The organism is Kibdelosporangium phytohabitans, from assembly GCF_001302585.1.
In the GTDB taxonomy this organism is placed as follows: domain Bacteria; phylum Actinomycetota; class Actinomycetes; order Mycobacteriales; family Pseudonocardiaceae; genus Kibdelosporangium; species Kibdelosporangium phytohabitans.
Map to the genome: position 1 here is coordinate 7,990,010 of NZ_CP012752.1, position 25,062 is coordinate 8,015,071.

Sequence of the window (25,062 nt, forward strand, 5' to 3'; positions counted from 1 at the left end):
ATGTCGCGGGTCTACGTGACCACCACCGCACGAGCGTCCGCTCTGGAGCTGGTGTGGGCGGACGTGCTGGCGCGCCACCACAGGATGACCGGCTCGCGCGTACGGTTCCTCGGCGGCGGACCGCCCGCGTTGCGCTCGGCGCTCGCCTTGTCCTACAACGACTTCGACGCGACAGACACACCTGTCCCCCGCTACGTGGACGCACTCGGCCCAGCGCACTACCAGCGCTGGTGGGCCTCCACCGACGAACGCATCCACGTCATCGGCGAATCCGCCCGCCACCAGCACGAGATCACCTGGCACGCACACCTGCTGTCCACAGACGCCCCACTGCCGACCTCGATCGTCGTACACCCAGACACCGACCACCCGGACATCGCTGCCCTCTCGTCGCGTTACGGCGCGGATGCCGTCAGGTGGTGGCTGCTCCGCGACCCGACACTCACCCCGGACCGCATCGTCCACCTGGCCAACAAAGACCTGCACAAGCGCCTGGGCACACTGGTCGACCGGATAACCGGCCTCGTACACCGCTACCGAGACGGCGAACCACCCCCAGGTGGCACGTGGCCGTCGGTGTCCGGCACCGTCCGTGCCGCCCTGACCAGGGCGGACTTCGTCACCGCGACAGACGCCGTATGGCAGATCGCCGATGACGCAGCGGCCTATCTGACCAGGTCAAGGCCATGGGACCTGGCCATCAGCGGCCCGGACGACGACCTCGACACCGTACTGGCGACGCTGCTCGCCTCGTGCCGCACGCTGGCCAACGAGCTGACACCGTTCCTGCCCGACCTCGCCACCCGGGTAGCCGAGCAGACGTTTGCCTTGTCCGGCTCATTGGCCCCACCTCGCAGCGTGTACGCCCGGCTCCGAAAATGAGTAACCCCACCCGGCAAGATCGCGATGGCCAAGCATGCGTGCAACGGACGACGCCGGAACTGTGCTCGACGCGGAGTACCAGGTCCAACCAGAAAGGTGATCATCTCGCGCTGGTGCTGATGAGCAGCAGCGGCAAGGCGGAGACCAGACCCAACGGGTCGAACACCCAGTACGACCCCGCGCTCGAACTGCTGCTCAGGCGGCTCGGCAAGCTCGACGCAGTACTGGTGAGCGTGGCACTCGACTCGCGCGAAGCCCGCAAGCTTCCCCCAGCAGAACGCATCATCCGCGACTCCCCGACCAGGCTCGCGGACGTCGACGACTTCGACGGGCTCCGCAAGGAGATCGGCAGGGCGCAGGCGACGACCGGCGGCAACCAGACCAGGCAGATCCTGCTCCGACTCACCATCCCGGGATACACAGTGAACGACGCGGACCGCCTGGCCCGGTACCTCGCCCGACCGGCTCCCACTCTGCCGTCCGCGACTCAGGATCTGGCAGACGACCTGCTGTTCGACCTGAACTGGCTGGCGAAGGTCATCGCAGTGCTCCAGTACAAGAAGCAGATGGTCCTGTACGGACCGCCCGGTACCGGCAAGACCTACCTGGCGCGCAAGCTGGCGCAGCACATCGCGGGCGCAGCGGCGACTCGGCTGGTTCAGTTCCACCCGTCCTACGCCTACGAGGACTTCTTCGAGGGCTACCGGCCACGCGGCTCCGGCGAGACCTACACGCTTGCCGTGCAGGACGGACCGTTGCGCCTGCTGGCCGAGGCCGCGGCAAACGACCCCGGCCGCCCCTACGTGCTGATCATCGACGAGATCAACCGGGCCAACCTGTCGAAGGTCTTCGGCGAGCTCTACTTCCTGCTCGAGTACCGCGAGGAGGCGATCGAGCTCCAGTACTCCCCGGGCAAGCAGTTCAGGTTGCCTGCGAACATCTTCATCATCGGCACCATGAACACCGCCGACCGTTCCATCGCGTTGGTGGACGCAGCCATGCGGCGCCGTTTCGCGTTCGTCGAACTGCACCCGGACCACCCGCCGGTGGATCAACTGCTGACGCGGTGGGTGGCCAAGCACGGCAAAACCGACGGACGCGCCGAGTTGCTCACCAAGCTCAACAACGCGATCGGCGACGACCGCGAGTTCAAGATCGGTCCCTCGTACCTCATGAAACCCGACGCGGACCACGGCCTCGACCTCGTCTGGGAGTACTCCATCCTGCCGCTGCTCGAGGAGCACTACTACGACCTCCGCTCCCGCAGGCAGGTGCACGACACCTTCGGCCTCGACGCCATCCGCGGCCAGTCGTGATCGTCATCGACGAGAACGCCAAGTCGAGCGAGACCGTCTCGCTCACTGCGGTACAAGTGGACCACCTCAAGCGATGCGACCTCGTCACTGTCCGGCCGGACGGTTCCGGCTACAAGCTGGTCCCGAAGTCCAAGCGTGTGGGCGCCGTGCACGCCCACGGGCTTGACGTCGTGGTGAAACCGAAGATGAAGATCCAGCGCCTGCTGTTCATGCTGGGCTACGCCGTCAACCCCGGCTTCCGCCCCGAGAACGTCGAAGGCGTCGAAGCTGACGAACTGTGGGCGATCGTCGCGGAGACCCTATGCCGCAACGCCGAACGCGCACTGGCGCGCGGTGTCCTGCTGGGCTACACGACCGAGCACGCGACGAGTGCGGTGGTCCGTGGTCGTATCCGCATCGGTGACCAGATCACCAAGCGACCCGGCCGCCTGACACCAATGGAGATCACCCACGACGAGTACACCGTGGACATCACCGAGAACCGGCTGTTACGCACGGCCGTCCGCCGAATGCTCAAGGTTCCCCGTGTCGAGGCGGACATCAGGAGGCGGTTGCAGCACGTGGACAACAAACTCGCCGGCAGTTCGCCGCTAGCGCCCAGAGCTCTGATTCCGCCGTGGCGGCCGACTAGGCTCAACGCGCCGTACCAACCCGCGCTGCGGATCGCGGACCTCGTACTGCGGACGCTCTCCTTCGAAGTGGGCTGCAACGGTCTCTCCATCGCCTCGTTCGTGGTCAACATGGAGCAGGTCTTCGAGGACTTCGTCACCACGGCGCTGACCGAGGCGTGGAGCACCGGCCCTGGGAGGACACATCGCCAGTTCCCGGCCAGACTCGACGGCGTGGTGCCCATGAAGATCGACGCCGTACACCTCGTCGACGAGACCCCGCGGTTCGTCGTGGACGCGAAGTACAAGCTTGAGAGCAAGTCCGGCCGTTACCCGGCCACGGACCTCTACCAAGTGCTCGCCTACTGCACTGCGTTGCGGGTCGACCGGGCGTGGCTCGTCTACGCGAGCGGCACCGCCGGTGTCGTCCCGCGACGCATATCCAACTCGCCGGTCACGATCACCGAGTACCCGTTGGACCTCGACGTGCCGCCGTCCGACCTCCTCGCGCAGCTGGACCGGCTGGCGCGGTCGGCATGGCTGCCGTGAAATCGGCGTGCCGTGTCGCCGCGGTTGACCTACCCTTCTCGGCAACGCGTTGACGGAGACGAGTAGCCACGGTCCACGTGAGCAGAGAGAGCCGCCGGTAGCTGGGAAGGCGGCCTCGCGCCCGTGGTGAAGACCCTCCCGAGTGCGGGGAGGCAATGCCCCGCCGGTTCGCCCCCGTCATCGGGCTGAACGAGGCCGCCGCGGTTGCCAGCCGGGGCGGCGAAAGTGCGGTGGCACCGCGAGTCCCCTTCTCGCCCGCACTCCCAAGGGATCACCGAGATTCCACCAGGAGTAACGATGATCTCGCGAGTTCTGGCGACTGACGTGCCGCGGCACGTCGGCGCCCGTGTCCGAGTCGCCGGTTGGGTTCACCGCCGGCGTGAGTTGAAATCCGTCACCTTCCTCGTCCTGCGTGACCGGTCCGGGCTGGTGCAGGTGGTCTTGCCCGAACCGGCGGGCGTCACCGAGGAGTCCGTCGTCGAGGTCGAGGGCCTCGTTGTCGCCAGCGACCAGGCTCCCGGCGGCGCTGAGATCACCGAACCGGCGATCACGCCCTTGTCCGGGCCGGTGCAGGCCCCGCCGTTCGACCTGTACCGCCCCAACCTCAGTGCTACCTTGCCCACCATTTTGGACAACGCGCCGATCGCGCTACGGCATCCGAGGCACCGCGCCGGGTTCGCGATCACCGCGGCCAGTGTCGCCGGGTATCGTGCCGCGCTCGACGCTTTGGGCTTCACCGAGGTGCACACGCCGAAGATCGTCGCCACGGCGACCGAGTCGGGCGCCAACGTGTTCGGCATCGACTACTTCGGGCACCGCGCGTACCTCGCGCAGTCGCCGCAGTTCTTCAAGCAGTCGCTGGTCGGGGTGTTCGAACGGGTCTACGAGGTCGGGCCCGTGTTCCGGGCCGAGCCGCACGACACCACCCGGCACCTGGCCCAGTACACGAGCCTCGACGCCGAACTGGGCTTCATCGCCGACCACCGCGACGTGATGGCGGTGCTGCGCGAAGCCGTGGCGGGCATGGTCGGGGCGATCCGTGAGCGCGCCGCGGAGTCGGTGGCGTTGCTCGGGGTGCGCTTGCCGGAGGTGCCCGCCGAGATCCCGGCGGTCCACTTCGCGGACGCGCTCAAGGTCGCGGGCGCCGACCCGGACGAACCGGACCTCGCGCCCGCGGACGAACGGGCGCTGTCGGAGTGGGCATTGCGCACGTATGACTCGGAATTCCTGTTCGTCACCGGATATCCGATGCGCAAGCGCCCTTTCTACACGCATCCCGACCCTGCCCGGCCGCAGTACTCCAACAGCTTCGACCTGCTGTTTCGTGGCGTCGAGCTGGTGACCGGCGGGCAACGGCTGCACCGGTACGACGACTACCTCGCCGTGCTGGCCGACCCTGAGCCGTACGCGGGCTATCTCGCCGCCTTCCGGCACGGCATGCCGCCGCACGGCGGGTTCGCGCTCGGCCTGGAACGCTGGACCGCCCGGTTGGTGAACGCGCCGAACATCCGGCAGACGACGTTGTTCCCGAGGGACCTGCACCGGCTCAGTCCGTGACCTTCACCCGTTGTGGTGCGCTCCGGATTGCCTCACGCAATTCGGAGCGCACTACTGTGCGGTCATGACTCGTTCGCGGGTGTACCGAGACGGCACGCTGGAAGCCGAGAACTTCCCACCCGACCGGCTGACCGCCAACCTCGACGACCCCGGCACCATCGTGTGGCTGGACCTGGCTGCCCCGAGCGCGGACGACCTGGCGCAGCTCACCGAGTCGCTCGGGTTGCACCCGCTCGCGGTCCAGGACGCCGTCCAGCAGCACCAGCGGCCGAAGTTCAGCCGTTACCCCGGGCACGCGCTGGTGATCTGCTACGCCGTGCAGACGAACGACGCCGGTGAGCTGACCGTGCACGAGCTGGCGGTCATCGTGACGAAGCAAACGCTTGTCACCGTCCGCAAGGATCCCGAGTTCGACATGGACGCGGTCGTCCAGCGCTGGGACGACGAGCCGATGACGGACGGCGTCGCCTTCCTGCTGCACGGGATCCTCGACTACGTCGTGGACTCCTACCTGGACGCGGCACAGTCGCTCGACGACCGCATCGAAGCGCTCGAGGACGACGTGTTCACCCGGCCGCCGAACTCGCTCGCCGTGCAACGGCATTCGCTGGCGCTGCACAAGTCCGTGGGGCAGTTGCGGCGCACGGTGGCGCCGATGCGCGAGCTGATCGCCACCTTGCTCCGCCCGGACAACGCGATATACAGCGAACGGATGCGGCCGTACTTCCAGGACGTGCTCGACCACGCGATCTGGGCGTCCGAGCAGGTGGAGTCGTTGCGGGACCTGATCGCCACGATCAGGGACACCCAGCTCAACCTGCAGGGCAACCGGATGAACCTGATCATGAAGAAGGTCACGAGCTGGGCGGCGATCATCGCGGTGCCGACCGCGATCACCGGGTTCTACGGGCAGAACGTGCCGGTGCCGGGCGTCGACCAGCCGTGGGGTTTCTGGGTGTCCACGGTGGCCATCGCGCTGACCTCGGTCGCGCTTTACACGACTTTCAAGCGCAAGGACTGGTTGTAGGCAATCACTTCTTCGCCCGCGCGGTCGCGCTGATCGCCCCGACTGTGACGAACGTGCTGATCGTGGCGAGCCCGGCGACGAACGCGGCCACCGGCGTGTTCTGCGAGGAAGACGTCTCGGCGGACTTCTTCACGATCGGCGGTTCCGGTGTCGGTTCCACGAGCGACACGATCACCGCCGACGTGAGGTTCACCATGTCGCGCCTGGTTTCCGCCAGTTGCCCGTTGATGAACGGTGTCGCGGTCACCGTCAACGAAGTCGTCAAGCGCTCGCGCATCACGACGGAGCACGTGTACTCGACGGTTTGCTGCGGCGCCAAGGTCCCGATGTCACGAGCACACGCCGAGGGTGTGCCGGTGACGCGGACGCCACCGAGTGCGATCGGCGTCGGATTGCGCACGGTCACGGTGAACGTGACTGTCTCCCCTGCCCGTGCCGCACGGCTCGACGGCCTGACCGTGAACTCGACTCGCGGGTGGATGACGGTGAACGCGGCACTGGCGCCTGCTGCCACCTTCTTGCCGGTCTTGTCCGCGCCGATGACCGTGACGTTGTTGGTGATCCCATCCTCGCCCGCGGAAATCGAGCACTGCAGGGACTTCCTCTCCCCCGCCGCGAGCGTGCCGAGGTCCGGCTTGTCGCAGGCGTCCACTTGCTTGTCGTCCACCGCGACCCCGGACAGCGGTGTGTCGCCGGTGTTGCGCACCTCGATGGCGTAGCCGACGGTCTGGCCACTGAGGACAGTTCCAGGCGTGGCCGTCTTGGACACCGCGATGGCGGGGTGGACGACTTCGAGCGAAGTGGACGCGGTCGCGGACAGCTGGTCGCCGATGAGGCTCGTGCCAGTCGCCCGCGCGGACGGCTGCACGTCGTCGGCGGGCGCGGGCCGGGCGCAGGTGGCCTTCGCCCCCTGTCCCGGTTCCAGCCGGGGAATGCTCTGATCGCAGGACGTGCCGATATCCATTCGCACCAACACGTCCACCGCGGGCGCACTGCCGGTGTTGGTCACGGTCACCGATTGGGTGACTTGATCGCCCGGATGCGCGACAGCGGGCTGCACCGACGTGGCCAGCGCCAGTTCGGGCCTGCCCGACGACAGCACAACGCCTGCGACGAGGTAGGCGTCGAGCCCGCTCGTGAACGTCATGTTCACGCCGGTTTCACGCGGCTTGAACACGTCACCCGGCAGCTCGACCGTCCGGGCGTCCACGCTCATGTTGTTGGGGCTGTTGGGTTTGAGCTGCCCGTCGGCGGCGGAGACGAAGAAGTTGCCGGTGCCGCCGAGCTTGTGACCGTTGACCATGGCCTGGTCGCCGGAGACGGCCCAGTCGCCCTCGAAACCGGCCAAGCCGACCCGGGTGAGCCCACCGGCTGACTTGATCGACGGAAGCCGGACCTGCGCACCGGGCTTGGTCGTCAGCACGCGGGAATACGTGTCGTAGACCGCGACCTGCTTGCGCGCCGGTGCCGCCGGATTGGGCGTGTCGAACATCCAGACGGCGGTCAGCGACCAGCCGCCGAAGCAGTCGAAGCCTTGTGGCGTCCAGACATTCCCGACGGTAACGGCCGATGGGCCGGTCATCCCACGAAAATGCCCGGTGACGTCGGCATGGGCGCTGTAGAACTGGTGGTCGGTGTTCGCGAGGGCGGCGATCGGGTCCTCGGTGTACTTGTCCGGGCCGACCAGGCTCCCGCGATCGTTGACCTTGAGGGAAACCTGTTGCTGCGCAGGGGAACCAGGGGGACGGATCGGGCCGCGTCCACACGGGATGTCCTTGGGAGACCCGGTGTCACCCGCCCAGGTCAGCTTGGCGTAGGCCACCCGCGCGCCCGCCGGGATGTTCAACCGCGCGCTGGAGGAGTTGAACGTACCCGGGTCCGCGTCGACGTCGGCCCACGCCATCGGGTACCCGTTGTTCTGCGCGGAAGGCCCTGTGCCGACACGGTTCTGCGCATCGATGCACAATCGCACCGGGTACTGCCCGGGCTCACGGGGACAGGTGGTGACGGTGTTGCCGATGACCGCGAAGTCACCGTAGACCGTCTGGTCGAAGTTGACGGGAGCGACCGGCTGACCAGCGGAGGAAGGGGTGGCGGGAAGAGCGGTGAACAAGAGCATCGACAGCGTGCCCGCGAGTCCCCATATTCGCACTTCGACCTCCGTCAGGTTAGGACGGACGATAGGTCACGCGCGTCACGCACCGCCAGGATGTTCACTCCTCCCGGTGTATTTGCACGCTACCCCATGGCGCCATCCGCGACGGTGTGTCAAACATGGTGTTCGTGCCAGGTTACGCGTATCTCTTTGTCGTCGCCGTGATGGTGATCTCCGCAGGCGTGATGATCGCCGTGGGACGCAGAAGACGCGCGAGGGAAGGCACCTACAACTCGGAGGCGATCGGTTTCGTCGGCGGCGTGCTGAACGCGTTGTTCATCGTGGTGCTGGCCTTCTACACAGTGATCACCTGGACGGAAGCAGACGCGACGGAGCAGCACGCGGAGGTGGAGGCGTCGAGCCTCATCGAGGTCTACTGGCAGGTCGCCAATGCCCCGACGGCAGAACGCGACCAGATCAGGGCGCTGCTGAAGGAGTACACAACGGAGGTGATCGAGAAAGAGTGGCCGATGCTCGACAGGAAGGAGTCGGACCCGAAAGCCGACGACCTGCTGGTGGCGGTCCGATCGGAGATCGGAAGGCTGCCAGCCGAAGCAGACCGTGAACTCTCGATAAGAGACCAGGCACTGCAGAACATCAGGACAGCGTCGGACGAACGCAGAGCCCGGATCGAGCAAGCGACCGGCGACAGCTCACTGCTGACCCTGTTGCTGTGGGGAACGATCATCGGTGGCTTCGCAATGGTGGCCTTCCCACTGGCCATGGGCTTCAGCAACGAGTTCCGGCACATCCTGAGCATCGTGGTGCTCGCCGGAACACTGGCGTTCACGGTCTACTTCGCCATCGAACTCGACCAACCCTTCCAAGGCCTCATCAAGGTGGACCCGGACTCATTCACCACAGCGTTGACCGAGTTCAACCGCATCCCTTGAGGTTGCCAGCCCCTCTCGCAAACTGGCGGCCCGGCTCCCCACCTCAAGCAACCAGATCACCGAGAGCTGTTGCATGTGAAGTCGGAAGAAGCCGACACCACCAGCGCGACAGTCGGCACCGACGCACAGGGCACAAGCAGGCAGGGCACAAGCAGATGGCACGTGCGAAACCGCCCTGAGCGGCAAGCGCGCAAGCCAGCCACAGCGGCGAGCGCGCAAGCGCAAAGGGGTGCTTCGGGGGTGCTCCTGCCCGTCGGCCTGGGCGAAGCCGACCTCGGGCTGTCAGGAGGTCCGCCTACGCGAAGCACCACCAAGCGGAAGCGATACGGACCTCTTGACAGTCCGTGGTTCCCTCTGGGCAGGTCGACGGGCAGGAGCGCCCACGCCCACCGAAACACACCAACGGCTCGGCTGCGGAGAGGGGGAACCGCCCCCCATGGCTCCTGCCCAGAGGTCTGCCGCCCGGCGAGGGCCTTCTTGTCACTCTGCTAAAGGCTCATGCCGCACGAAAGGCCCTCGCCGGGTGGGCAGACCGCCACAAGGTGGACAAGAGCGGTCCCAGCGCCGGGCGCGGCTTCGCGTGGGTGAGAGTGGGGTCCTTCCGTGTGGCCTGCGGGAGGCAACCACACGTGTCAAGGGGCCCGGTGGGGCTTTCAGCCTGGCTGGACAGGGCAGGCGGACCCCTGGACACGTGCGGTCGGGCTGGGCCCAGGTCATACGGAAGGGAGAAACCACGAAACCGAGCCCTGTGCTGGCAGCACAAGCCACAAGCCGACCCGTGCAGGCAGCACAAGCCGGCACGGACCATCTGCGCTAATAAGGCAAAGCCCACATAGGATTGGTGTAGAACCAAAGATCCTTCCACGGGTCAGCATCCCCCACGGCGTCCAACGCAGGCCCCGCCGGATCAACCGCTGCCCCGTGAAAGCCGGGAGCGACCCGGTTGCCGTCGGTCCCCCGCAACCGTACATAAACCGGCCGATCAAGCCGACCAAGCTGGTACGTAAACCCGACAGTCCCCGAAGACTTCTTGACCTCGAAAGACTTCACGACCTTGGTACGAGGCGCGGCGAACGTGTCACGGTCAAGCACCGGCCCGGTCACATCGCCCTGAATGATGTCCACACGCGCCAGAACAGGTACGAACTGCGCCCAGTTGGGACCGTTCGCGAGGTCGATGCTGATGGTCAGTTCCACCGGGGTTCCACGGCGTACGTGCAACGAGCCCCCCAGTGTCGCGCTGGACAGCCAGCCGCCTTGGCTGCGGAGCCGCACGTCGAGGCCGCTGATCAGGCCACCGTGATCCACCCATACGCGGCCCGCGCGAATTCCGTCCATTACCGCGCGGTATGAGAAGTCAAGGGCGCCAACGTGTGTACGGCTGTAGCAGCCTGGCCAGAAGTCTCCGTCCGTCAGGTTCAGCGCTCCGCCGTGCACTGGGTCCGCGTGTCTGCCGTTGGTGGTGAAGTCGCTGTTCGGGCCCCGTGCCGAGGATTCCGCGTACACGCTGTGGGAATCGGAGTTCGCCGTTATCCACCACGGCTTTCCCTCCGCCAGGAGGCTGTCCCACAGTCCTCCTACCGTCGCTGTCATCCAGTCGAAGCCGCCCCACGTGTAGTAGCTCTCCGGTGGGTAGCCGGGGAATGCTTCTGCGGCTGGTGTTCCGTCGTAGTATCCGCGGGCTCGGCCGCCGCCGTGTGGCTTCGGGATCCCCGCTGCCTGGTGTCCCGGTGCGCCTTCCATACCGACCGCTATGCCTGGGGCCGCGTCGCGCCAGCCTCTGATCTCGTGGGGTGAGTCCACTCCTTTGCGGGCGGGGTGGTTCGCGAGCATCAGTGCGTCGTCGACGCGCCGTTCGCGTACGCCTTCGGCGAGGAAGTTGACGCCCGCGATCGCGAGTGCTTCCTTGTCCGTCGTGGTCTCGTTTGTCCGGCCGTCGTAGCCGAGTTCGAATTCCTTCAGGAACGACGCCTCGTTGCGTCCCGGTGCCACGAAGACCGTTCCGTGTTCCGCGCCGGGGATGTTCCATTCCAGTCCCTGGAACACCAGGGTGCCGTCGTAGCGTTCACGCGCCACCCTGATGTCGGGGTTGACCTTGTCGACGCCTATCTTCGCGTGGACTGGGCCGCCGTGGTCGGTGATCACGAGCCAGCCGAGGCCGTAGGCATTCGCGTGTCGCACGTGGTCCACGACGCGGTACTTGCCGTCGTCGCTGTACTGCGTGTGTACGTGGTGGTCGCCTGCGAGCCAACGGAAGCCGCCGCGGGGCACGCTGTTCTCCGCGGCCGTGGGTGTCGCGCCGAGGACGTTGCCTGCGGTGGCCAGGCCCGCACCCAGCAGTCCTGCTCTGCGGAACACTGACCTGCGGGTCATCTCGTCGCGGTCGAGGTCCTCGTCCGGCACGTCGAGGTCCGCCGCTCTCGGCAGTTCGCCGGAGTGGACGTGGGAGTGATCATGATCGTGATGATGGTGTCCCACGTCCGCTCCTCATGTGCTCGTCGAAGACGGCGCAACACTGACCGCGGCGGATGAACGCGTGGCGAACTCGGGCTTACCGCACGCTACCCCCGCGTTGCCATCGCACGCAGGAAGAACGCGAGGTTGGCCGGGCGTTCCGCCAAGCGGCGCATGAAGTACCCGTACCACTGCACGCCGTACGGCACGTACACGCGCATCGTGTCGCCGCGGCGGGCGATCGCTTCCTGTTCCTGCGGCCGGATGCCGTACAGCATCTGGTATTCGAACTGACGCCCGATGCCGAGCTCACCGGCGATCGCGATGATCCGCGGGTCGTGCGAGGCGATCATCGGGTACCCCTGGCCCTCCATCAGGATCCGGAGCACCCGCACGTAGTTGCGGTCGACCTCGGCCTTGTCCTGGTAGGCCACTGAGGCTGGTTCGCGGTACGCGCCCTTGCACAGCCGCACTCGCGAGCCGGCGCCGGACAGGTCGCGTGCGTCGCCCTCGGTGCGGTACAGGTACGCCTGCAGCACCGCGCCGACCCACGGGAAGTCCGCGCGCAGCTCGCCGAGGATGTCCAGTGTGGAGTCCGTGGTGGTGTGGTCCTCCATGTCCAGCGTCAGCGTGGCGCCGACACCAGCCGCCGCGTCGGCGATCAGCCTGGCGTTGTCCAGTGCGATCTTGTGACCGTCACCGGGCAGCGCCTGGCCGACCGCGGACAGCTTGACCGACACGTCCGCACCAGTTGCCAGGCCCTGGTCGGACAGCGCCGACAGCAGTTCGGTGTATGCCTTGACCGTGTGGCTGGCATCGGCGACCTCGGTGGTGTCCTCGCCGAGGTAGTCGATGGTGATCGCACGGCCGGACTCGACGAGTTCCCTGGTCGCGGTGACCGCGTCGGGCGTCTCGGCACCGGCGACGAACCTGCCGACCACGGGCTTGGTCAGCGGGTTGCGCTCGACGAGCTTTCGGGCCAACGGCGATCGTGCCGCGGCAAGCAGGCTGGTACGCAACATGTCTACCTCCTACCCCTGGTGCGGGTGGCGTGAAACGGTCGGTGGCACGAAGGTCTCCTTGATCGATCGGGGGCTGACCCAGCGCAGCAGGTTCAACGGGGAGCCGGCCTTGTCGTTCGTGCCCGATGCCCGGCCACCGCCGAACGGCTGCTGGCCGACGACCGCGCCGGTCGGCTTGTCGTTGACGTAGAAGTTGCCGGCGGCGAACCGCAGCTGCTCGGCGGCGCGTTCGACGGCCGCGCGGTCGTTGGCGATCACCGCGCCGGTCAGGCCGTACGGTGACGCGTTCTCCATCTGGGCCAGCACTGTGTCGTACGCGTTGTCCTCGTACACGTGCACGGCGAGGACCGGGCCGAAGTACTCGGTGGTGAACACCTCGTTGGCCGGGTCGGTGCCGAGCAGGACGGTCGGCCGGACGAAGAAGCCCTCGCTGTCGTCGGCGGTCCCGCCTGCGGCGACGCGCAGCGACGGGTCCGACTTGGCACGCTCGAGCACGCCGGACAGCTTGTCGAAGGAGCGCCGGTCGATCACGGCGCCCATGAAGTTGCCGAGGTCGGTGACGTCACCGACGGTGAGGGACTCGACCTCGCCGAGGAAGTCGCCGGACATTCGCTGCCAGACCGACTTCGGCACGTACGCGCGGGACGCCGCCGAGCACTTCTGGCCCTGGTACTCGAACGCGCCGCGGACCAGCGCGGTGCGCAGCACGTCGGCGTCGGCCGACGGATGCGCGAGCACGAAGTCCTTGCCGCCGGTCTCGCCGACGATCCGCGGGTACGAGCGGTACCCGGCGATGTTGGCGCCGACCTGGCCCCACAGGTGCTGGAAGGTCTTGGTCGAGCCGGTGAAGTGGATACCGGCCAGGTCCGGGTCGGCCAGTGCGACGTCGGAGACCGCGAGGCCGTCACCGGTCACCAGGTTGATCACGCCCGCGGGCAGCCCGGCCTCTTCGAGCAGGCGCATGGTCAGGTGCGCGGACAGCGACTGCGTCGGCGACGGCTTCCAGACCACGGTGTTGCCCATCAGCGCGGGCGCGGTCGGCAGGTTCGCGGCGATCGCGGTGAAGTTGAACGGAGTGATGGCGTAGACGAAGCCCTCGAGCGGCCGGTGGTCGGTGCGGTTCCAGATGCCGGGCGAGCTGATCGGCTGCTCGGCCAGGATCTGGCGGGCGAAGTGCACGTTGAACCGCCAGAAGTCGGCCAGCTCGCACGCGGCGTCGATCTCGGCCTGGATGGCGGTCTTGGACTGGCCGAGCATGGTGGCGGCGTTGAGCCGGGCACGCCACGGGCCGGTCAGCAGGTCGGCGGCGCGCAGGAAGACAGCGGCGCGGGCGTCGAAGGACAGCGAGCGCCACGCGGGCGCGGCGCGCTTGGCGGCGGCGACCGCGGCCTGGGCGTCCTCGTGCGTGGCGTTGGCGAGCGTGCCGAGGACCGCGCGGTGGTTGTGGGGCTGCACGACGTCGATCCGGGCGCCACCGGCCATCCGCTGTTCACCGTCGATGGTGAGGGTGAACTCCACGGTCTCCTTGGCCTGCACACCGAGTTCGGCCTCGAGCGCGGCACGGGGCGCGGTGCCCGGCGCGTAGTCGATGACCTGCTCGTTGACCGGGGCGGGAACTCGAGTCACTGCGTCCATGCGCTCACCGTAGGGCCGCGATGAGCTGCAATTTTTGTAGCATTGGCTAAGATTCGACCACCATGGTTAGCCGATCGGACAACACGCTGCGTCAGCTGCTGCAGGCGCTCGGCGACCCGCTGGTCGAGGTCGTCTCGGCGCCGCGCGGGCTCGACGGCGTGGTGCGTGACGTGGTGATCCTCGATCCGGAGGACGATCCCGAGGTGCGTCCCGGCGACGTCGTCCTGATCATCGGTGTCCGGGGCCGGGCCGCGGTCGCCACGGTGCGCGCCGCGGCACGCCGAGGAGCGCTCGCTGTCGCCGTCAAGGGGCAGGACGAGGCGCTGGAACGAGCGGCGACCGACGCGGGCGTGGCGTTGCTCTCGGTGCGCGCCGACGCGCGCTGGGAGCAGCTGGAGTCGATCGCCCGCGCGAACCTCGGCGCGGACGACGACAGCGAGACGGTCGGGGACCTGTTCTCCCTGGCCCAGACGATCGCCGCGCTGACCGGTGGGCTGGTCAGCATCGAGGACACCGCCAGCCGCGTGCTGGCGTACTCGCGGTCCTCCGACGAGGTCGACGAGTTGCGGCGGCTGTCGATCCTGGGCCGCCAGGGCCCGGAGCAGTACCTGGCCAAGCTGCGCGAGTGGGGCGTGTACCGGCGGTTGCGGGAAAGCGAAGCGGTGGAACGCATCGACGAACGCCCCGAGCTCGGCATCCGGCGCAGGCTCGCGGTCGGCGTGCACGCCGGGGAGCAGTCCCTTGGCACGATCTGGGTGCAGGAAGGCGCGACCCCGCTCACCGAACAGGCCGAACGGGCGTTGCTGGGTGCCGCGCGTGTCACCGCGTTGCACCTGGTGCGCAGCCGGAGCAATCCGGGCGCACCGCTCCGGCTGCGCGAAAGCCTGCTGGAAGGCCTGCTCGACGGCCACACGACAGCGGGCGTGGTCGCCGCCAACATCGGCGCGGACGCGAAACGCGCGGCGGGCGTCGTGGCTTTCGAACTGACCGACGACGCCGACAGGTCGACGCTGGAGCTGCGCCGCGCGGAACTGATCAACGTGATCTCGGTGCACGCCGCGGCTTACCGCCGTGCCGCGTTGGTCACGCCGTTGCGCGCCCGTATCTACGCGTTGCTGCCCGACCTGCACGCGGGCGACGGCATGATCTCCCTCGCGAAGGAAATCGTTGCCGCGGCACGGCAACACGCGGGCATCGCCGTCCGCGCGGCGGTCGGAATGGCACCGAACCTCAGCCGGACAGCGGGGGCACGCCGGGAAACCGACCGGATCCTCGACGCGGGACTGGACCTGCCGGTGGCCTCGATCGACGACGTGCGCGCGGAAGTGCTGGTCGCGGAACTGCTCGCACTGCTGGCCGAGCACGAGGAAATCCGCGACCCGAGGCTGACCGGCCTGGCCGCACAGGACACAAAGGACATCCTGGTGCCGTCGGTGCTGGCGTACCTGGCAGCCCTCGGTGACGTCCGCGTGGCGGCGCAACGACTGCACATCCACCCGAACACCCTGCGGTACCGGGTCAGGCGCGCGGCCGAGCTCGCGGGCATCGACCTGGACGACCCGAAACAGCGCCTGATCACCCAGCTCCAGCTCATGCTCAGCCGTCGAGGGTGATCGCGTTCTTCGCGCGTTCGACGGACTCCTCCGACGGCGGTCCGGCCGGGTTCTCGGTCGCCAGAGCCTGGTTGGGTTCCACGAAGGGGCGCATCCGCTGCTCGTAGGCGCCGAAGTGCCCGCCGGAGTCCTCGCCGAGTTGCCTGGCCAGGATGTAGGCGCCCACCAGCGCGAGACTCGTGCCCTGGCCGGACAAGGGGGACGCGCAGTACCCGGCGTCGCCGACCAGCGCGACCCGGCCGTTGGTCCAGCTGTCCATGTGGATCTGGGCCATGGCGTCGAAGTAGAAGGCAGGCGCCTCGGTCATCGCCGCCAGCAGCGTCGGCACCTCCCAGCCCATCCCGGCAAGGTGCTCGGCCATGATCTTCTTCTGCTGCTCGGCGTCCCTGTGGTCGTAGTCCACTGGTTCCGACACGAACCCGAGCGTCACGCGGAGTTCGGCGTTGCCGCGCACCGGGTAGATCGCACCCCCGCCGCCGCTGTGCTGGTCCTGGAACCACAGTTGCCAGTTGTCCAGGTCGAGGAAGTTCTCCATCGGGAAGATCGCCAGGTACTGGCCGAGGTGCCGGGTGTAGTCCCGCTCCGGGCCGAAGGCCAGCCCGCGGACCGCCGAGTGCGCCCCGTCCGCTCCGATCACGAAGTCGAACGTGCGCCAGCCGCCGTGCTCGAACTCGACGCGCACGCCGTGCTCGGCCTGTTCGAGGGCTGTGATCGCGTCGCCGAACACGAACTCCACGCTGTCCTCGGTGAGCTCGTACAGCATCGCGGTCAGGTCCTCGCGCAGCAGTTCGACGTCGTCGCTGTCCAGCCTGCCGCTGCTCAGCACGTGCTCCTCGGAGCGGAACAACTCGTTGCCCTCGGCGTCGAGCATGGACATGCCGCGCATCTGGGTGCGTGCCGCGCGCATCTTCGCGCTGAGGCCCATCCGGTCCATCACGTCGAGTGCGACGCCGCGGATGTCGACCGCTTGGCCGCCGGAGCGCAAGCCTGGTGCTCGTTCGACGACGGTCACCGAGAAACCCGCCTCACGCACCCAGTAGGCCAGTGCCAGCCCGGCGACGCCTGCGCCGGAGATGAGGACGTTCCGCATCGTGTACCTCCTTGAACGTTGTATCTCAAGTACGTTGCACACTATGTCTTCAGCTGGGTTTTCATGCTAAAACTGACCTAGTACAGTTGGCCATCTGTACTAGCACAGGGGGTGCCGGTGAGCAGGTATCTGACCATCGCCGACGAGCTCAAACGCCGGATAACGACCGGCGAGCTGCCGCCTGGCGCGAAGGTGCCGTCGACGCGCAAGATCGCCGCCGAGTGGGGCGTCGCCATGGCCACGGCAGCCAAAGCGCTCGCCGCGCTCAGCCAGGAGGGGCTCGTCCGTGCCGAGCCGCGGTCCGGGACGGTGGTCACCGGTGCGCCGAAAGCACAAAGCGCGCCCAGAGCGACGGCCGCGCCGAGGTCACGTGCCGGGCGTGCCCCGGAATTGACTCGCGAACGCGTGGTGCGGGCCGCGATCGTCACGGCAGATGCCGAAGGGCTGGGCGCGCTGTCGATGCGCGGTGTCGCGGCACGGCTCGCGGTCGCCCCGATGGCGTTGTACAAACACGTTGCCAGCAAAGAAGAACTCGTCGTCCTGATGGCCGACGCGGCCTACGGCGAACGCGGCTACCCGGCCAGCCCGCCCGAGGGCTGGCGTGCGCGGCTCGAACTGTCCGCGCGGACGATGTGGTCGTTGTACCGCCGCCATCCGTGGCTCGCCCAGCTCGCGCCGATCACCCGGCCCATGCCCTTGCCGAACCTGGCGACGCACGCGGAGTTCATCCTGTCCGCGTTGGACGGCCACGGTCTCGGCGCGGCGAAGATGTGCGACCTGCACGTGCTGCTCTTCAGCTACGTCCAGGGCGTCGCGATCCACCTCGAACGCGAACAGCAGGCGGCGGGCTCGTCCGGACTGTCCGAAGACGACTGGATGGACGCGCAGGCGCCCGCACTGGAAACGATCACGGGCGACGGCCGCTTCCCCACGTTCGCCAGGATGCTGAACACCTTGGCAGCAGAGGGATACGACCTGGTCCTGGACAACCTGTTCGAACTGGGGCTGAAGGCGCTGCTCGACGGCATCGACCTCAGCGGGTGAAGGCCGGTTCGGTCGCGCGCGCCAGTTCGCTCACCAGGTGGCCGCTCAACGTCAGCAGGGTCCGGTCGATGCAGTCGACCAGCATCTTGCCGGTGGCGGGCTCCACAGTGGTCCAGTCGCGGCCGTCGGCCGCGCGGTACTCCTCGATCAGGTAGCGGCCGTTGGGCGAGTCGAAGAACCCGACCAGTTCGTCGTCCCGCACGGAATATCCCATGTGGTCGATCACGGCCGCGGTGAACTCGCCGCGGTCCTCCGCGCCGTAGATCGTTTCGGCGAGCCAGTTCGCCTCCTGCGAGCCGATGCGCGGCGCGCGCGGCCGGGTCCTGGTGCCGGGTCCCGCGATGGACCGGAACCGGGCGTCGGCGATGACCTCGTTGGGCAACGACACCGTGCAGCCGGGCCCGGGTGAGGCTTCCAGCAGCAGCGAGACGGGCGCGCGGGCGATGTCCTCGGGGCGGATGGCGTGGATGTTCACGTAACCACCGACGTGCACGCCGAACGCGGCCTGGTCACCCGCGGTCGCGGCGTAGGCGCGGACCGGGCCGCCCAGCCACAGCCGTGCTCCGACAGCGAGGCGAGGTCGTGCCAGGATGTTCATCAGCGCGACCAGCCGGGGATGCGGCGCGGTGGAGTCGGCGAGCCCGGCGCGCTGGAGCTCCGACCAGGCCTTGGACACCATTCCGCGCTGGTCGGGACTGTGGTGCGACACGGTCAAGGTCTCCGGCATGTCCAGCAGTCCGAGGTACTCCCACAGCACCTGGAACGCCAGGTCCGAGATGGTGAAGACCGGTCCGGGCGCACCCGCGGGTCTGTTTCTTGCGGTTTTCATGCACACCCCTCCCATCTGTCTTCTAGTACGAGAACTCGGGCCTGTTCGGTTCATCCATCCGTGGTTGGATCTCGGGCCATGGGTTATCGACTCAACAGGCGTGCGGCGTTCGGTTTGGGGACCGCGGTCGCCGCGGGCAGCGTTCTCGGCAGTGCTCCGGCGTCCGCGCAGGACGTGGAAGAAGCAAGCCCGGCCAGGCCCGACCGGGCCCGTGCCCGGGTCAAGCGGGTGTACGACGACAAGGCCGCCGAGGCGGGTGGCACGTGGAACGCGCACATCAGCGTGGCTGACGGCGTCGCTGTCGACCAGGGCTCGGACGAGGTGGTCGAGGCCTACAGCGTCAACAAGGTCGCTGTGGCCGTCACGGTCCTCGACAAGATCGACCGCGGCCTGCTGACGCTCACCGAGCAGGTCGAGGTGCCCGCCGACATCGTGATCAAGGACGGTGACGGCATCATCGCGCTCGACGGCGCGTACCCCAGTGTGTTCACGGTCGGGCACATTCTCGCCCTGTTCCTGACCGTCTCGGACGACACGTGCGTCCGGCTGGTCGGGCTGGTCTGCCCGCCCGCGGAGATCAACGAGACCCTCAAGGCGAAGGGTTTCCCGAAGACCCAGGTCATCCCGGTCGCCAACCCGAAGCGGTACTTCCTCGGCAAGACGACTGCGCGTGAGACGCACGACCTGCTGCAGTCCCTGGTCAAGGGCACGCTGCTGAGCCAGGCGTCCACCGACTACCTGCTGGGCCTGCTGCGCTCACAGGTGGCGTTCACCGACGGGATCCGCCGGGTGATGTCGTCGGCCGACCGCGCCCGCGTCGCGACGAAGGCGGGCTGGCTCAACGACGGCCGCAACGAGGCCGGCGTCATGTTCGACAACGCGGGCAAGCCCGTGCTGACGTACGCGCTGTTCGCGCGCGGCCTGCCGGAGCACGCTGCGGACTTCGGCGGTACGCACCCGTTCGTGGGCGCGCGCTCGGAGATGGGGCCGAAGTTCCTCCGCGCGGTGGACAAGATCTCCGGCGACACCAGCGCGAGGACGCTGCGGGCGCAGGCCTACCAGCCGTCCAACGGCGGCTGACGGCTGCCGGGTCGCGGGGAACGGCGCGTGTGCCGTTCCCCGGCACGCCTGAGAGTCAGCTGATAGGTCTCTGTGAACATCCGGCTGGGGGCACAACTCACCCGTACCTCACGTTGAATGGGGTGTACGAACCTGACACCCCAGAGGTGAGAAGAGATGTCCACAGCAGCCTTTCGCCCCACCAACTCCATTCCTTCGTTGCCGACGATGCCGAACGGGTGGCCGATCGGCTCGTACGACACCTACGCCGAGGCGCAGCAAGCCGTCGACTACTTGGCGGACGCCAACTTCCCCGTGCAGGACGTCACGATCGTCGGTGTCGAGCCGTTGCTGGTCGAACGCGTCGCCGGCCGGTTGAGCTGGAGCCGCGTGCTCACCACAGGCGCGGCGAGCGGTGCGTGGTTCGGTCTGTTCGTCGGCCTGTTGCTGAGCATGTTCGCCGCAGGCGGCGGGTTCGCGTGGGGACCGATCCTGGTCGGCCTGCTCACCGGTACGTTCTTCGGCGTCGTGTTCGCGGCGATGAACTACGGCGCGACCCGGGGCCGCCGCGACTTCGTGTCGCACAGCCAGATCGTGGCCCGGCGCTACGACGTGCTGTGCCAGCCGCGCCAGGCTGAGGCGGCGCGCAACCTGCTGGCCAAGCTGTCCATCGGGATGCCCGCCGCGCAGGCCGTGAGCCAGAGCTGATCGAGACCGCAGGAGGCGGGACCGCGATTTCGCGGTCCCGCCTTTGTGTTATCATCGAACAAGACCTCACGAGGTTTTCGCAGTCATATTTGTTTCCTCGCAGTTATTCGCCGAACAGGCGCGATTTCTCGCCCGATAGGGCATTGTCGTCGACAGCGGCGCGACCGGTCCGCATACTCGGCAGCGTGATTCCGACATATGTTTTCGTCCACCCGTCAGGCAGCAATTCCAGGGTGTGGACGCCCATGCAGCGGGAAATGGCGTTCCGCGGTCACCGGACGCTCGCGGTCGACCTGCCCGGCCGCGGAACGGGATTCACCAGCGCCTACCAGACGCAGGACCTGGCGGCTTTCGCCGCCGAGCCGTCGCCGATCGCGGACGTGACCGGGCCGCAGTGGGTCGGCCACGTGGCCGACGCCGTCCGCCGGGTCCGCGAGCACGGTCCGGTGATCCTCGTCGGGCACAGCCTCGGTGGCCTGACCATCACGGGCGTCGCCAACGAGATCCCCGACCTGCTCGACCGGGTCGTGTACATCGCGGCGCAGTGCCCGGTCACGATGGCGGGCGCGGACTACGTCAACGAACCGGAATGGGCGTCCAGCGCACTGTTCCCGGCGACAGCGCGGATCACGATGACCGACCCGGCCGAACGCGGGTACATCCGGCTCAACTGGCGCACCACCGATCCCGCGGTGTTCGACGCGTTGCACCACGCACTCGGCGCGGAGGCGACGCCGAACGGGTTCGCCGCGACGCTCAACGGCTTCGAACCGGACGAGGTGTGGTGGCAGACCAACCCGACGTTCGACATTCGCGTGGACAAGGCGACGTGGGGCCGGGTCCCGCACAGTTTCATCCGGCTCACCGGGGACAAGAGCATGCCGCCCGCGGCGCAGGAGCGTTACATCAGGGAAGCCGACGAGTTGACGCCGGACAATCTGTTCGACGTGCACTACGCGTCCGGCGGGCACGGCACGTTCCTCACCAAACCCGCTGAAGTCGCCGGTATTCTCTCCGGCTTCAGCCAATAGTGAGGACTAGGCGGGTGCGGTGGGCGCCGGGAATGGCACCTCGCCGCTCCGCAACAATTCCAGCGCCCGGTTGATCAGCCCGCGCATGCTGGTTTTCCCGCCGCTTTCCACCCACGAGCGGACGCTGATGTCGATCACCACGTTCACGGCGGCCGCGGCGAGCCTCGCGGTCATCTCGCCGGACTGGCCCTCGCTGCGCCGCAGGACCTCGTGGGCGACCTCGTCGCACCACCGGTACCACATCCCGCTGAACTCGGCCCGCACCGAGGGAGTGCGTTCGGCGAGCTCGTACGCGGCCAGGACCCGGGGCCCGTTGAAGGCCGTCGTGGTGAGCACGCTGTCGATCAGCGCGTAGAGCGCTTCGTCCACCGGCATGTCGTCGGGCTGCGCGCGCAGCCGGTCCACGGCTCCGAACAGGTGCGCCTCGACGAAGGTGACGATCAGGGTTTCCTTGGTCGGGAAGTACCGGTACAGCGTGCGCGGGCCGACCTCGGCCGCCGCGGCGATCTGCTCGATCGTGGTCCGGTCGAACCCCTGCTCGATGAACAGCTCGAACGCCTTGTCTGCGATCAGTCGCCGCGTGCGCTCCATCTTGAGCTCGCGAAGCCCCACGGTCGTCCTCCTACGCCCCAAGATCCACGCGCCGATGCTACCGCCGGGTCCCGGTCACCAGGCGTTGCGGCAGTGGCCGCCTAGTGGCAGTCTATGCATTATGGCACTCACTGCCATTTTTCGAAGGGATCCCATCGATGACCGAACTGTCGACCGTCCCGGCGTTCCCCGCCACCCGGGCGCCCGGCTGTCCGTTCGAGCCACCCGCCGAGTTCGCCCCCATGCGCGACCAGGAAGCCATCACCCAGGCCAGCTGTCCCGCGGGCATCGACGCGTGGGTGGTCAGCCGCTACGAGGACGTACGGGCCCTGCTGTCGGCACCGGGTGTCAGTTCGCGCAAAGCGCCGTCGGCGCACGTGATGCCAGACGCGGACCTCGACCGCCCCGTCATGTCCGGCAACGTGCTCCAGCTCGACGGCAAGGAGCACGCCCGGTTACGGCGGATGCTGACCGCGGAGTTCACCGTGCGGCGCATGGAGGCGCTGCGCCCGTACATCCAGCGCATCGTCGACGAACACGTCGACGCCCTGCTCGCCGGCCCGAAGCCGGTCGACTTCTACGAGCACTTCGCCCTGCCGATCCCCTCGCTGGTGATCTGCGAGCTGCTCGGCGTGCCCTACGAGGACCGAGAGATGATCCACGCCCGCAGCGCCACGTTGATGGCGGTCGACGGCAATCCCGAGGTCATGTACGCGACACACGGCGAACTGCGCGACTACATGGGCACGCTGTTCACGGGCAAGCTGGCCGACCCGGGTGACGACCTGATCAGCCGGATGATCCAGCGCAGCCGCGAGTCCGGCGACCCGGTCAGCGAGGACGAGATGGTCGAGCTGAGCATCACCCTGCTCATCGCCGGCCACGAGACGACCGCGAACATGATCGCCCTGAGCACGGCCGTCCTGGCGCAGCACCCGGACAAGCTGCAGGCGCTGCGCGACACCCCGGGGCTCGCGCCGTCCGCGGTCGAGGAAATGCTGCGCTACCTGTCGGTCGTCCAGTTCGGCCTGCTGCGCTACGCCACCGACGACCTCGACATCGGCGGGCGGACCGTCAAGGCGGGTGACTGGGTGGTCGCCGCGCTGAACTCGGGCAACCGCGACGAGCGCGTCTACGACCGACCCGACGCGATCGACCTGGAACGCAAGGCCAAGACGCACCTGGCGTTCGGGTTCGGCATCCACCAGTGCATCGGCCAGCAGCTGGCCCGGATCGAGCTGCGGGAGGTGTACGCACGGCTCTTCGGCCGCGTCCCCGGACTGCGGCTGGCGGTCTCGCCCGACCGGATCTCGTTCAAGGACAACACCCTCGTCTACGGTGTGCACGAGTTGCCGGTCACCTGGGAGGACTGAAAGAGCATGGACCGGATCGTGGTCATCGGGGCGTCGGCTGCCGGGCTCACCGCGGCGGAAACGCTGCGCAGGGAGGGCTTCGACAAGCAGTTGACGCTCGTCGGCGACGAGCTGCACCTGCCGTACGACCGCCCGCCGCTGTCCAAGCAGGTCCTCTCGGGCGTGTGGGACACCGACAAGATCGCCCTGCGCAAGGACGAGGTCTACGAGCAGTCGGGCATCGAGCTGCGGCTCGGCACCCTCGCGACCGGCTTGGACACCGAGGCGCAGGTGGTGCGGCTCGACGACGGCGGCACGATCGGCTACGACGGCCTGATCATCGCCACCGGCGTCCGGCCGCGGCTGCTGCCCGACGGCCACGATCTGACCGGTGTGCACGTGATGCGCACCCTCGACGACACTGTCGCGTTGCGCGCCGAGCTGGCTGAGTCGGCACGGCTGGTCGTCATCGGCGCCGGGTTCCTCGGCTGCGAGGCGGCCGCGTCAGCCCGCAAGCTGGGGCTGGACGTCACGCTGGTCGACCCGCTCCCCCAGCCGATGGTCCGCCAGTTCGGCGCCCAGGTCGGCGACCTGATCGCGCAGCTGCACGCCGGCGAGGGCGTCAACGTCATGACCGGTGTCGGCGTGCAGGCGCTGCTCGGCGACGGGCGGGTCAACGGGGTCCGGTTGACCGACGGGACCCAGCTCGACGCGGACGTCGTGCTGGTGGCAATCGGTGCCGTTCCGGCGACCGACTGGCTGGCCGACAGCGGTGTGCTGATCGGCGACGGCGTGCTGTGCGACTCGACCTGCCAGGCGATGCCCGGCGTGTACGCCGCCGGTGACGTCGCGAGCTGGCACCACGAGGGCTTCGACGAGCGGATGCGCGTGGAGCACCGGATGAACGCGACAGAGCAGGGAATGGCCGCCGCGCGCAACCTGCTGGGGGCGAACGCTCCGTTCAAACCGATCCCGTACTTCTGGACCGACCAGTACGACACCAAGATCGCGGCGTTCGGGCTGCTCGCGCAGGACGCGGACGTGACCGTGCGGCAGGGTGACCCGGCGGAGGGCAAGTTCGTCGCGCACTACGAGCGCGCGGGCGAGCTGATCGGCGTGCTCGCCTGGAACATGCCCAAGGAGCTGCGCAAAGCGCGGGGCCTGCTGGCTGAATCGATCGGCTAGAACGGTTCAGAACCAGGCCGCGGGAGAGTGAGCGGTGCAGTGCGGCGGACGCAGCCGCACTGGAGAACCGCACCGTGCCGCCGGTTCGGCATCCTGCTGGACGGCGTGCCCACCCGACAGCCTGCCCAGCGCGTCCCGGTCCGGACGTGATCCGCGCCATCCTGATCGATCACGCGGGTTACCCCGTCCGTCCACATAGGTACGCAGCCGCGGCGCGCGAGGAGGCACCCGGTGCCACCCGCCTCTATCCGATGTGGACTGTCCAGCTACTCGCGGCCGCGCACGATGGTCGGCTCGAAGTAGTCGTCATCGTCCAGCTGGATGGGCAATTCCAGCTCGAAAGCGCCTTCGATGTCCTCATCGAACGACACTCTGTCCCGCATGGCGGTCATGACCTGCTCCGCTCTCCCGTCACACACTTACCAATTCATGGAAGCGAAATCGCAAACCACTCTCAACCCC

At 67.9% G+C, this 25,062-nt stretch carries 21 protein-coding genes; 13 read left to right on the forward strand and 8 right to left on the reverse strand.

Going from position 1 to position 25,062, the window contains the following annotated elements:
* The 5 genes from AOZ06_RS59225 to AOZ06_RS36055 all read left to right on the forward strand — a co-directional run bounded on the left by AOZ06_RS59225 (window position 1) and on the right by AOZ06_RS36055 (window position 5,939).
* Complete coding sequence (locus tag AOZ06_RS59225) at window positions 1–882, forward strand: methionine--tRNA ligase (protein ID WP_054293464.1); 882 nt, start codon at window positions 1–3, stop codon at window positions 880–882.
* Between the two features lie 119 nt (window positions 883–1,001).
* Window positions 1,002–2,198 carry an McrB family protein gene (locus tag AOZ06_RS36040; protein ID WP_218921840.1) on the forward strand — a complete coding sequence of 399 codons (1,197 nt, stop codon included), beginning with the start codon at window positions 1,002–1,004 and terminating at the stop codon, window positions 2,196–2,198.
* Window positions 2,195–3,355: an McrC family protein gene (locus AOZ06_RS36045; protein ID WP_054293466.1), complete on the forward strand. Its 1,161-nt coding sequence runs from the start codon at window positions 2,195–2,197 to the stop codon at window positions 3,353–3,355. The genes AOZ06_RS36040 and AOZ06_RS36045 overlap by 4 nt, the downstream gene beginning before the upstream one ends.
* A 297-nt stretch (window positions 3,356–3,652) precedes the next feature.
* A complete protein-coding gene (gene aspS, locus AOZ06_RS36050; protein WP_083472156.1) occupies window positions 3,653–4,912 on the forward strand; it encodes an aspartate--tRNA(Asn) ligase in 1,260 nt (419 codons plus the stop codon).
* A gap of 64 nt (window positions 4,913–4,976) precedes the next feature.
* Window positions 4,977–5,939 (forward strand): magnesium transporter CorA family protein, encoded by a 963-nt coding sequence (locus AOZ06_RS36055; RefSeq protein ID WP_179950765.1) that lies wholly within the window; start codon window positions 4,977–4,979, stop codon window positions 5,937–5,939.
* 4 nt (window positions 5,940–5,943) lie between these two features.
* Here AOZ06_RS36055 and AOZ06_RS36060 read toward each other — a convergent pair whose 3' ends face one another.
* Entirely contained in the window at window positions 5,944–8,091 is a 2,148-nt protein-coding gene (locus tag AOZ06_RS36060; RefSeq protein ID WP_157233443.1) for a DUF7507 domain-containing protein, read from the reverse strand.
* Between the two features lie 122 nt (window positions 8,092–8,213).
* On the opposite strand from AOZ06_RS36060, the gene AOZ06_RS36065 reads away from it, so the two are divergent.
* Window positions 8,214–8,987 (forward strand): bestrophin-like domain, encoded by a 774-nt coding sequence (locus AOZ06_RS36065; RefSeq protein ID WP_054293469.1) that lies wholly within the window; start codon window positions 8,214–8,216, stop codon window positions 8,985–8,987.
* An 813-nt stretch (window positions 8,988–9,800) separates the two neighbouring features.
* Here the strand turns inward: AOZ06_RS36065 and AOZ06_RS36070 are convergent.
* The 3 genes from AOZ06_RS36070 to pruA form a co-directional block, all read right to left on the reverse strand.
* Entirely contained in the window at window positions 9,801–11,465 is a 1,665-nt protein-coding gene (locus AOZ06_RS36070) for a PHP domain-containing protein (RefSeq protein WP_054293470.1), read from the reverse strand.
* An 83-nt stretch (window positions 11,466–11,548) separates the two neighbouring features.
* Window positions 11,549–12,463, reverse strand: coding sequence for a proline dehydrogenase family protein (locus AOZ06_RS36075; protein WP_054293471.1), 915 nt, complete (start codon window positions 12,461–12,463; stop codon window positions 11,549–11,551).
* Window positions 12,464–12,472: 9 nt separating this feature from the next.
* Window positions 12,473–14,098, reverse strand: a complete 1,626-nt coding sequence (gene pruA, locus AOZ06_RS36080; RefSeq protein WP_054293472.1) for an L-glutamate gamma-semialdehyde dehydrogenase — start codon at window positions 14,096–14,098, stop codon at window positions 12,473–12,475.
* A gap of 62 nt (window positions 14,099–14,160) precedes the next feature.
* On the opposite strand from pruA, the gene AOZ06_RS36085 reads away from it, so the two are divergent.
* Window positions 14,161–15,711, forward strand: a complete 1,551-nt coding sequence (locus AOZ06_RS36085) for a PucR family transcriptional regulator (protein WP_054293473.1) — start codon at window positions 14,161–14,163, stop codon at window positions 15,709–15,711.
* Here AOZ06_RS36085 and AOZ06_RS36090 read toward each other — a convergent pair.
* The gene (locus AOZ06_RS36090) at window positions 15,695–16,801 is read right to left on the reverse strand and encodes an FAD-dependent monooxygenase (protein WP_054293474.1); all 1,107 of its coding nucleotides are present in this window, start codon (window positions 16,799–16,801) and stop codon (window positions 15,695–15,697) included. The genes AOZ06_RS36085 and AOZ06_RS36090 overlap by 17 nt on opposite strands.
* A 117-nt stretch (window positions 16,802–16,918) precedes the next feature.
* Here AOZ06_RS36090 and AOZ06_RS36095 point away from each other — a divergent pair, with 117 nt between their 5' ends.
* The gene (locus AOZ06_RS36095; protein ID WP_157233444.1) at window positions 16,919–17,845 is read left to right on the forward strand and encodes a TetR/AcrR family transcriptional regulator C-terminal domain-containing protein; all 927 of its coding nucleotides are present in this window, start codon (window positions 16,919–16,921) and stop codon (window positions 17,843–17,845) included.
* Here the strand turns inward: AOZ06_RS36095 and AOZ06_RS36100 are convergent.
* Complete coding sequence (locus AOZ06_RS36100) at window positions 17,835–18,674, reverse strand: ESX secretion-associated protein EspG (protein WP_054293476.1); 840 nt, start codon at window positions 18,672–18,674, stop codon at window positions 17,835–17,837. The genes AOZ06_RS36095 and AOZ06_RS36100 overlap by 11 nt on opposite strands.
* A gap of 78 nt (window positions 18,675–18,752) precedes the next feature.
* Between AOZ06_RS36100 and AOZ06_RS36105 the strand changes: the two genes are divergently transcribed.
* The 3 genes from AOZ06_RS36105 (at window position 18,753) to AOZ06_RS36115 (ending at window position 21,472) form a co-directional block, all read left to right on the forward strand.
* A complete protein-coding gene (locus AOZ06_RS36105) occupies window positions 18,753–19,754 on the forward strand; it encodes a serine hydrolase (protein ID WP_179950766.1) in 1,002 nt (333 codons plus the stop codon).
* 156 nt (window positions 19,755–19,910) lie between these two features.
* On the forward strand, window positions 19,911–20,441 hold the full coding sequence (locus AOZ06_RS36110; RefSeq protein ID WP_054293477.1) for a YflT domain-containing protein: 531 nt from the start codon (window positions 19,911–19,913) through the stop codon (window positions 20,439–20,441).
* A gap of 185 nt (window positions 20,442–20,626) precedes the next feature.
* A complete protein-coding gene (locus tag AOZ06_RS36115; RefSeq protein WP_054293478.1) occupies window positions 20,627–21,472 on the forward strand; it encodes an alpha/beta hydrolase in 846 nt (281 codons plus the stop codon).
* Between the two features lie 6 nt (window positions 21,473–21,478).
* Here the strand turns inward: AOZ06_RS36115 and AOZ06_RS61385 are convergent, their stop codons facing one another.
* On the reverse strand, window positions 21,479–22,084 hold the full coding sequence (locus tag AOZ06_RS61385; protein ID WP_054293479.1) for a TetR/AcrR family transcriptional regulator: 606 nt from the start codon (window positions 22,082–22,084) through the stop codon (window positions 21,479–21,481).
* 137 nt (window positions 22,085–22,221) lie between these two features.
* Here AOZ06_RS61385 and AOZ06_RS36125 point away from each other — a divergent pair, with 137 nt between their 5' ends.
* The gene (locus tag AOZ06_RS36125; RefSeq protein WP_054293480.1) at window positions 22,222–23,436 is read left to right on the forward strand and encodes a cytochrome P450; all 1,215 of its coding nucleotides are present in this window, start codon (window positions 22,222–22,224) and stop codon (window positions 23,434–23,436) included.
* A gap of 6 nt (window positions 23,437–23,442) precedes the next feature.
* The gene (locus AOZ06_RS36130) at window positions 23,443–24,600 is read left to right on the forward strand and encodes an NAD(P)/FAD-dependent oxidoreductase (protein WP_054293481.1); all 1,158 of its coding nucleotides are present in this window, start codon (window positions 23,443–23,445) and stop codon (window positions 24,598–24,600) included.
* A gap of 266 nt (window positions 24,601–24,866) precedes the next feature.
* On the opposite strand, the gene AOZ06_RS61390 is transcribed toward AOZ06_RS36130, so the two are convergent.
* Window positions 24,867–24,992, reverse strand: coding sequence for a hypothetical protein (locus tag AOZ06_RS61390; protein ID WP_257721435.1), 126 nt, complete (start codon window positions 24,990–24,992; stop codon window positions 24,867–24,869).
* Window positions 24,993–25,062: the final 70 nt, after the last annotated feature.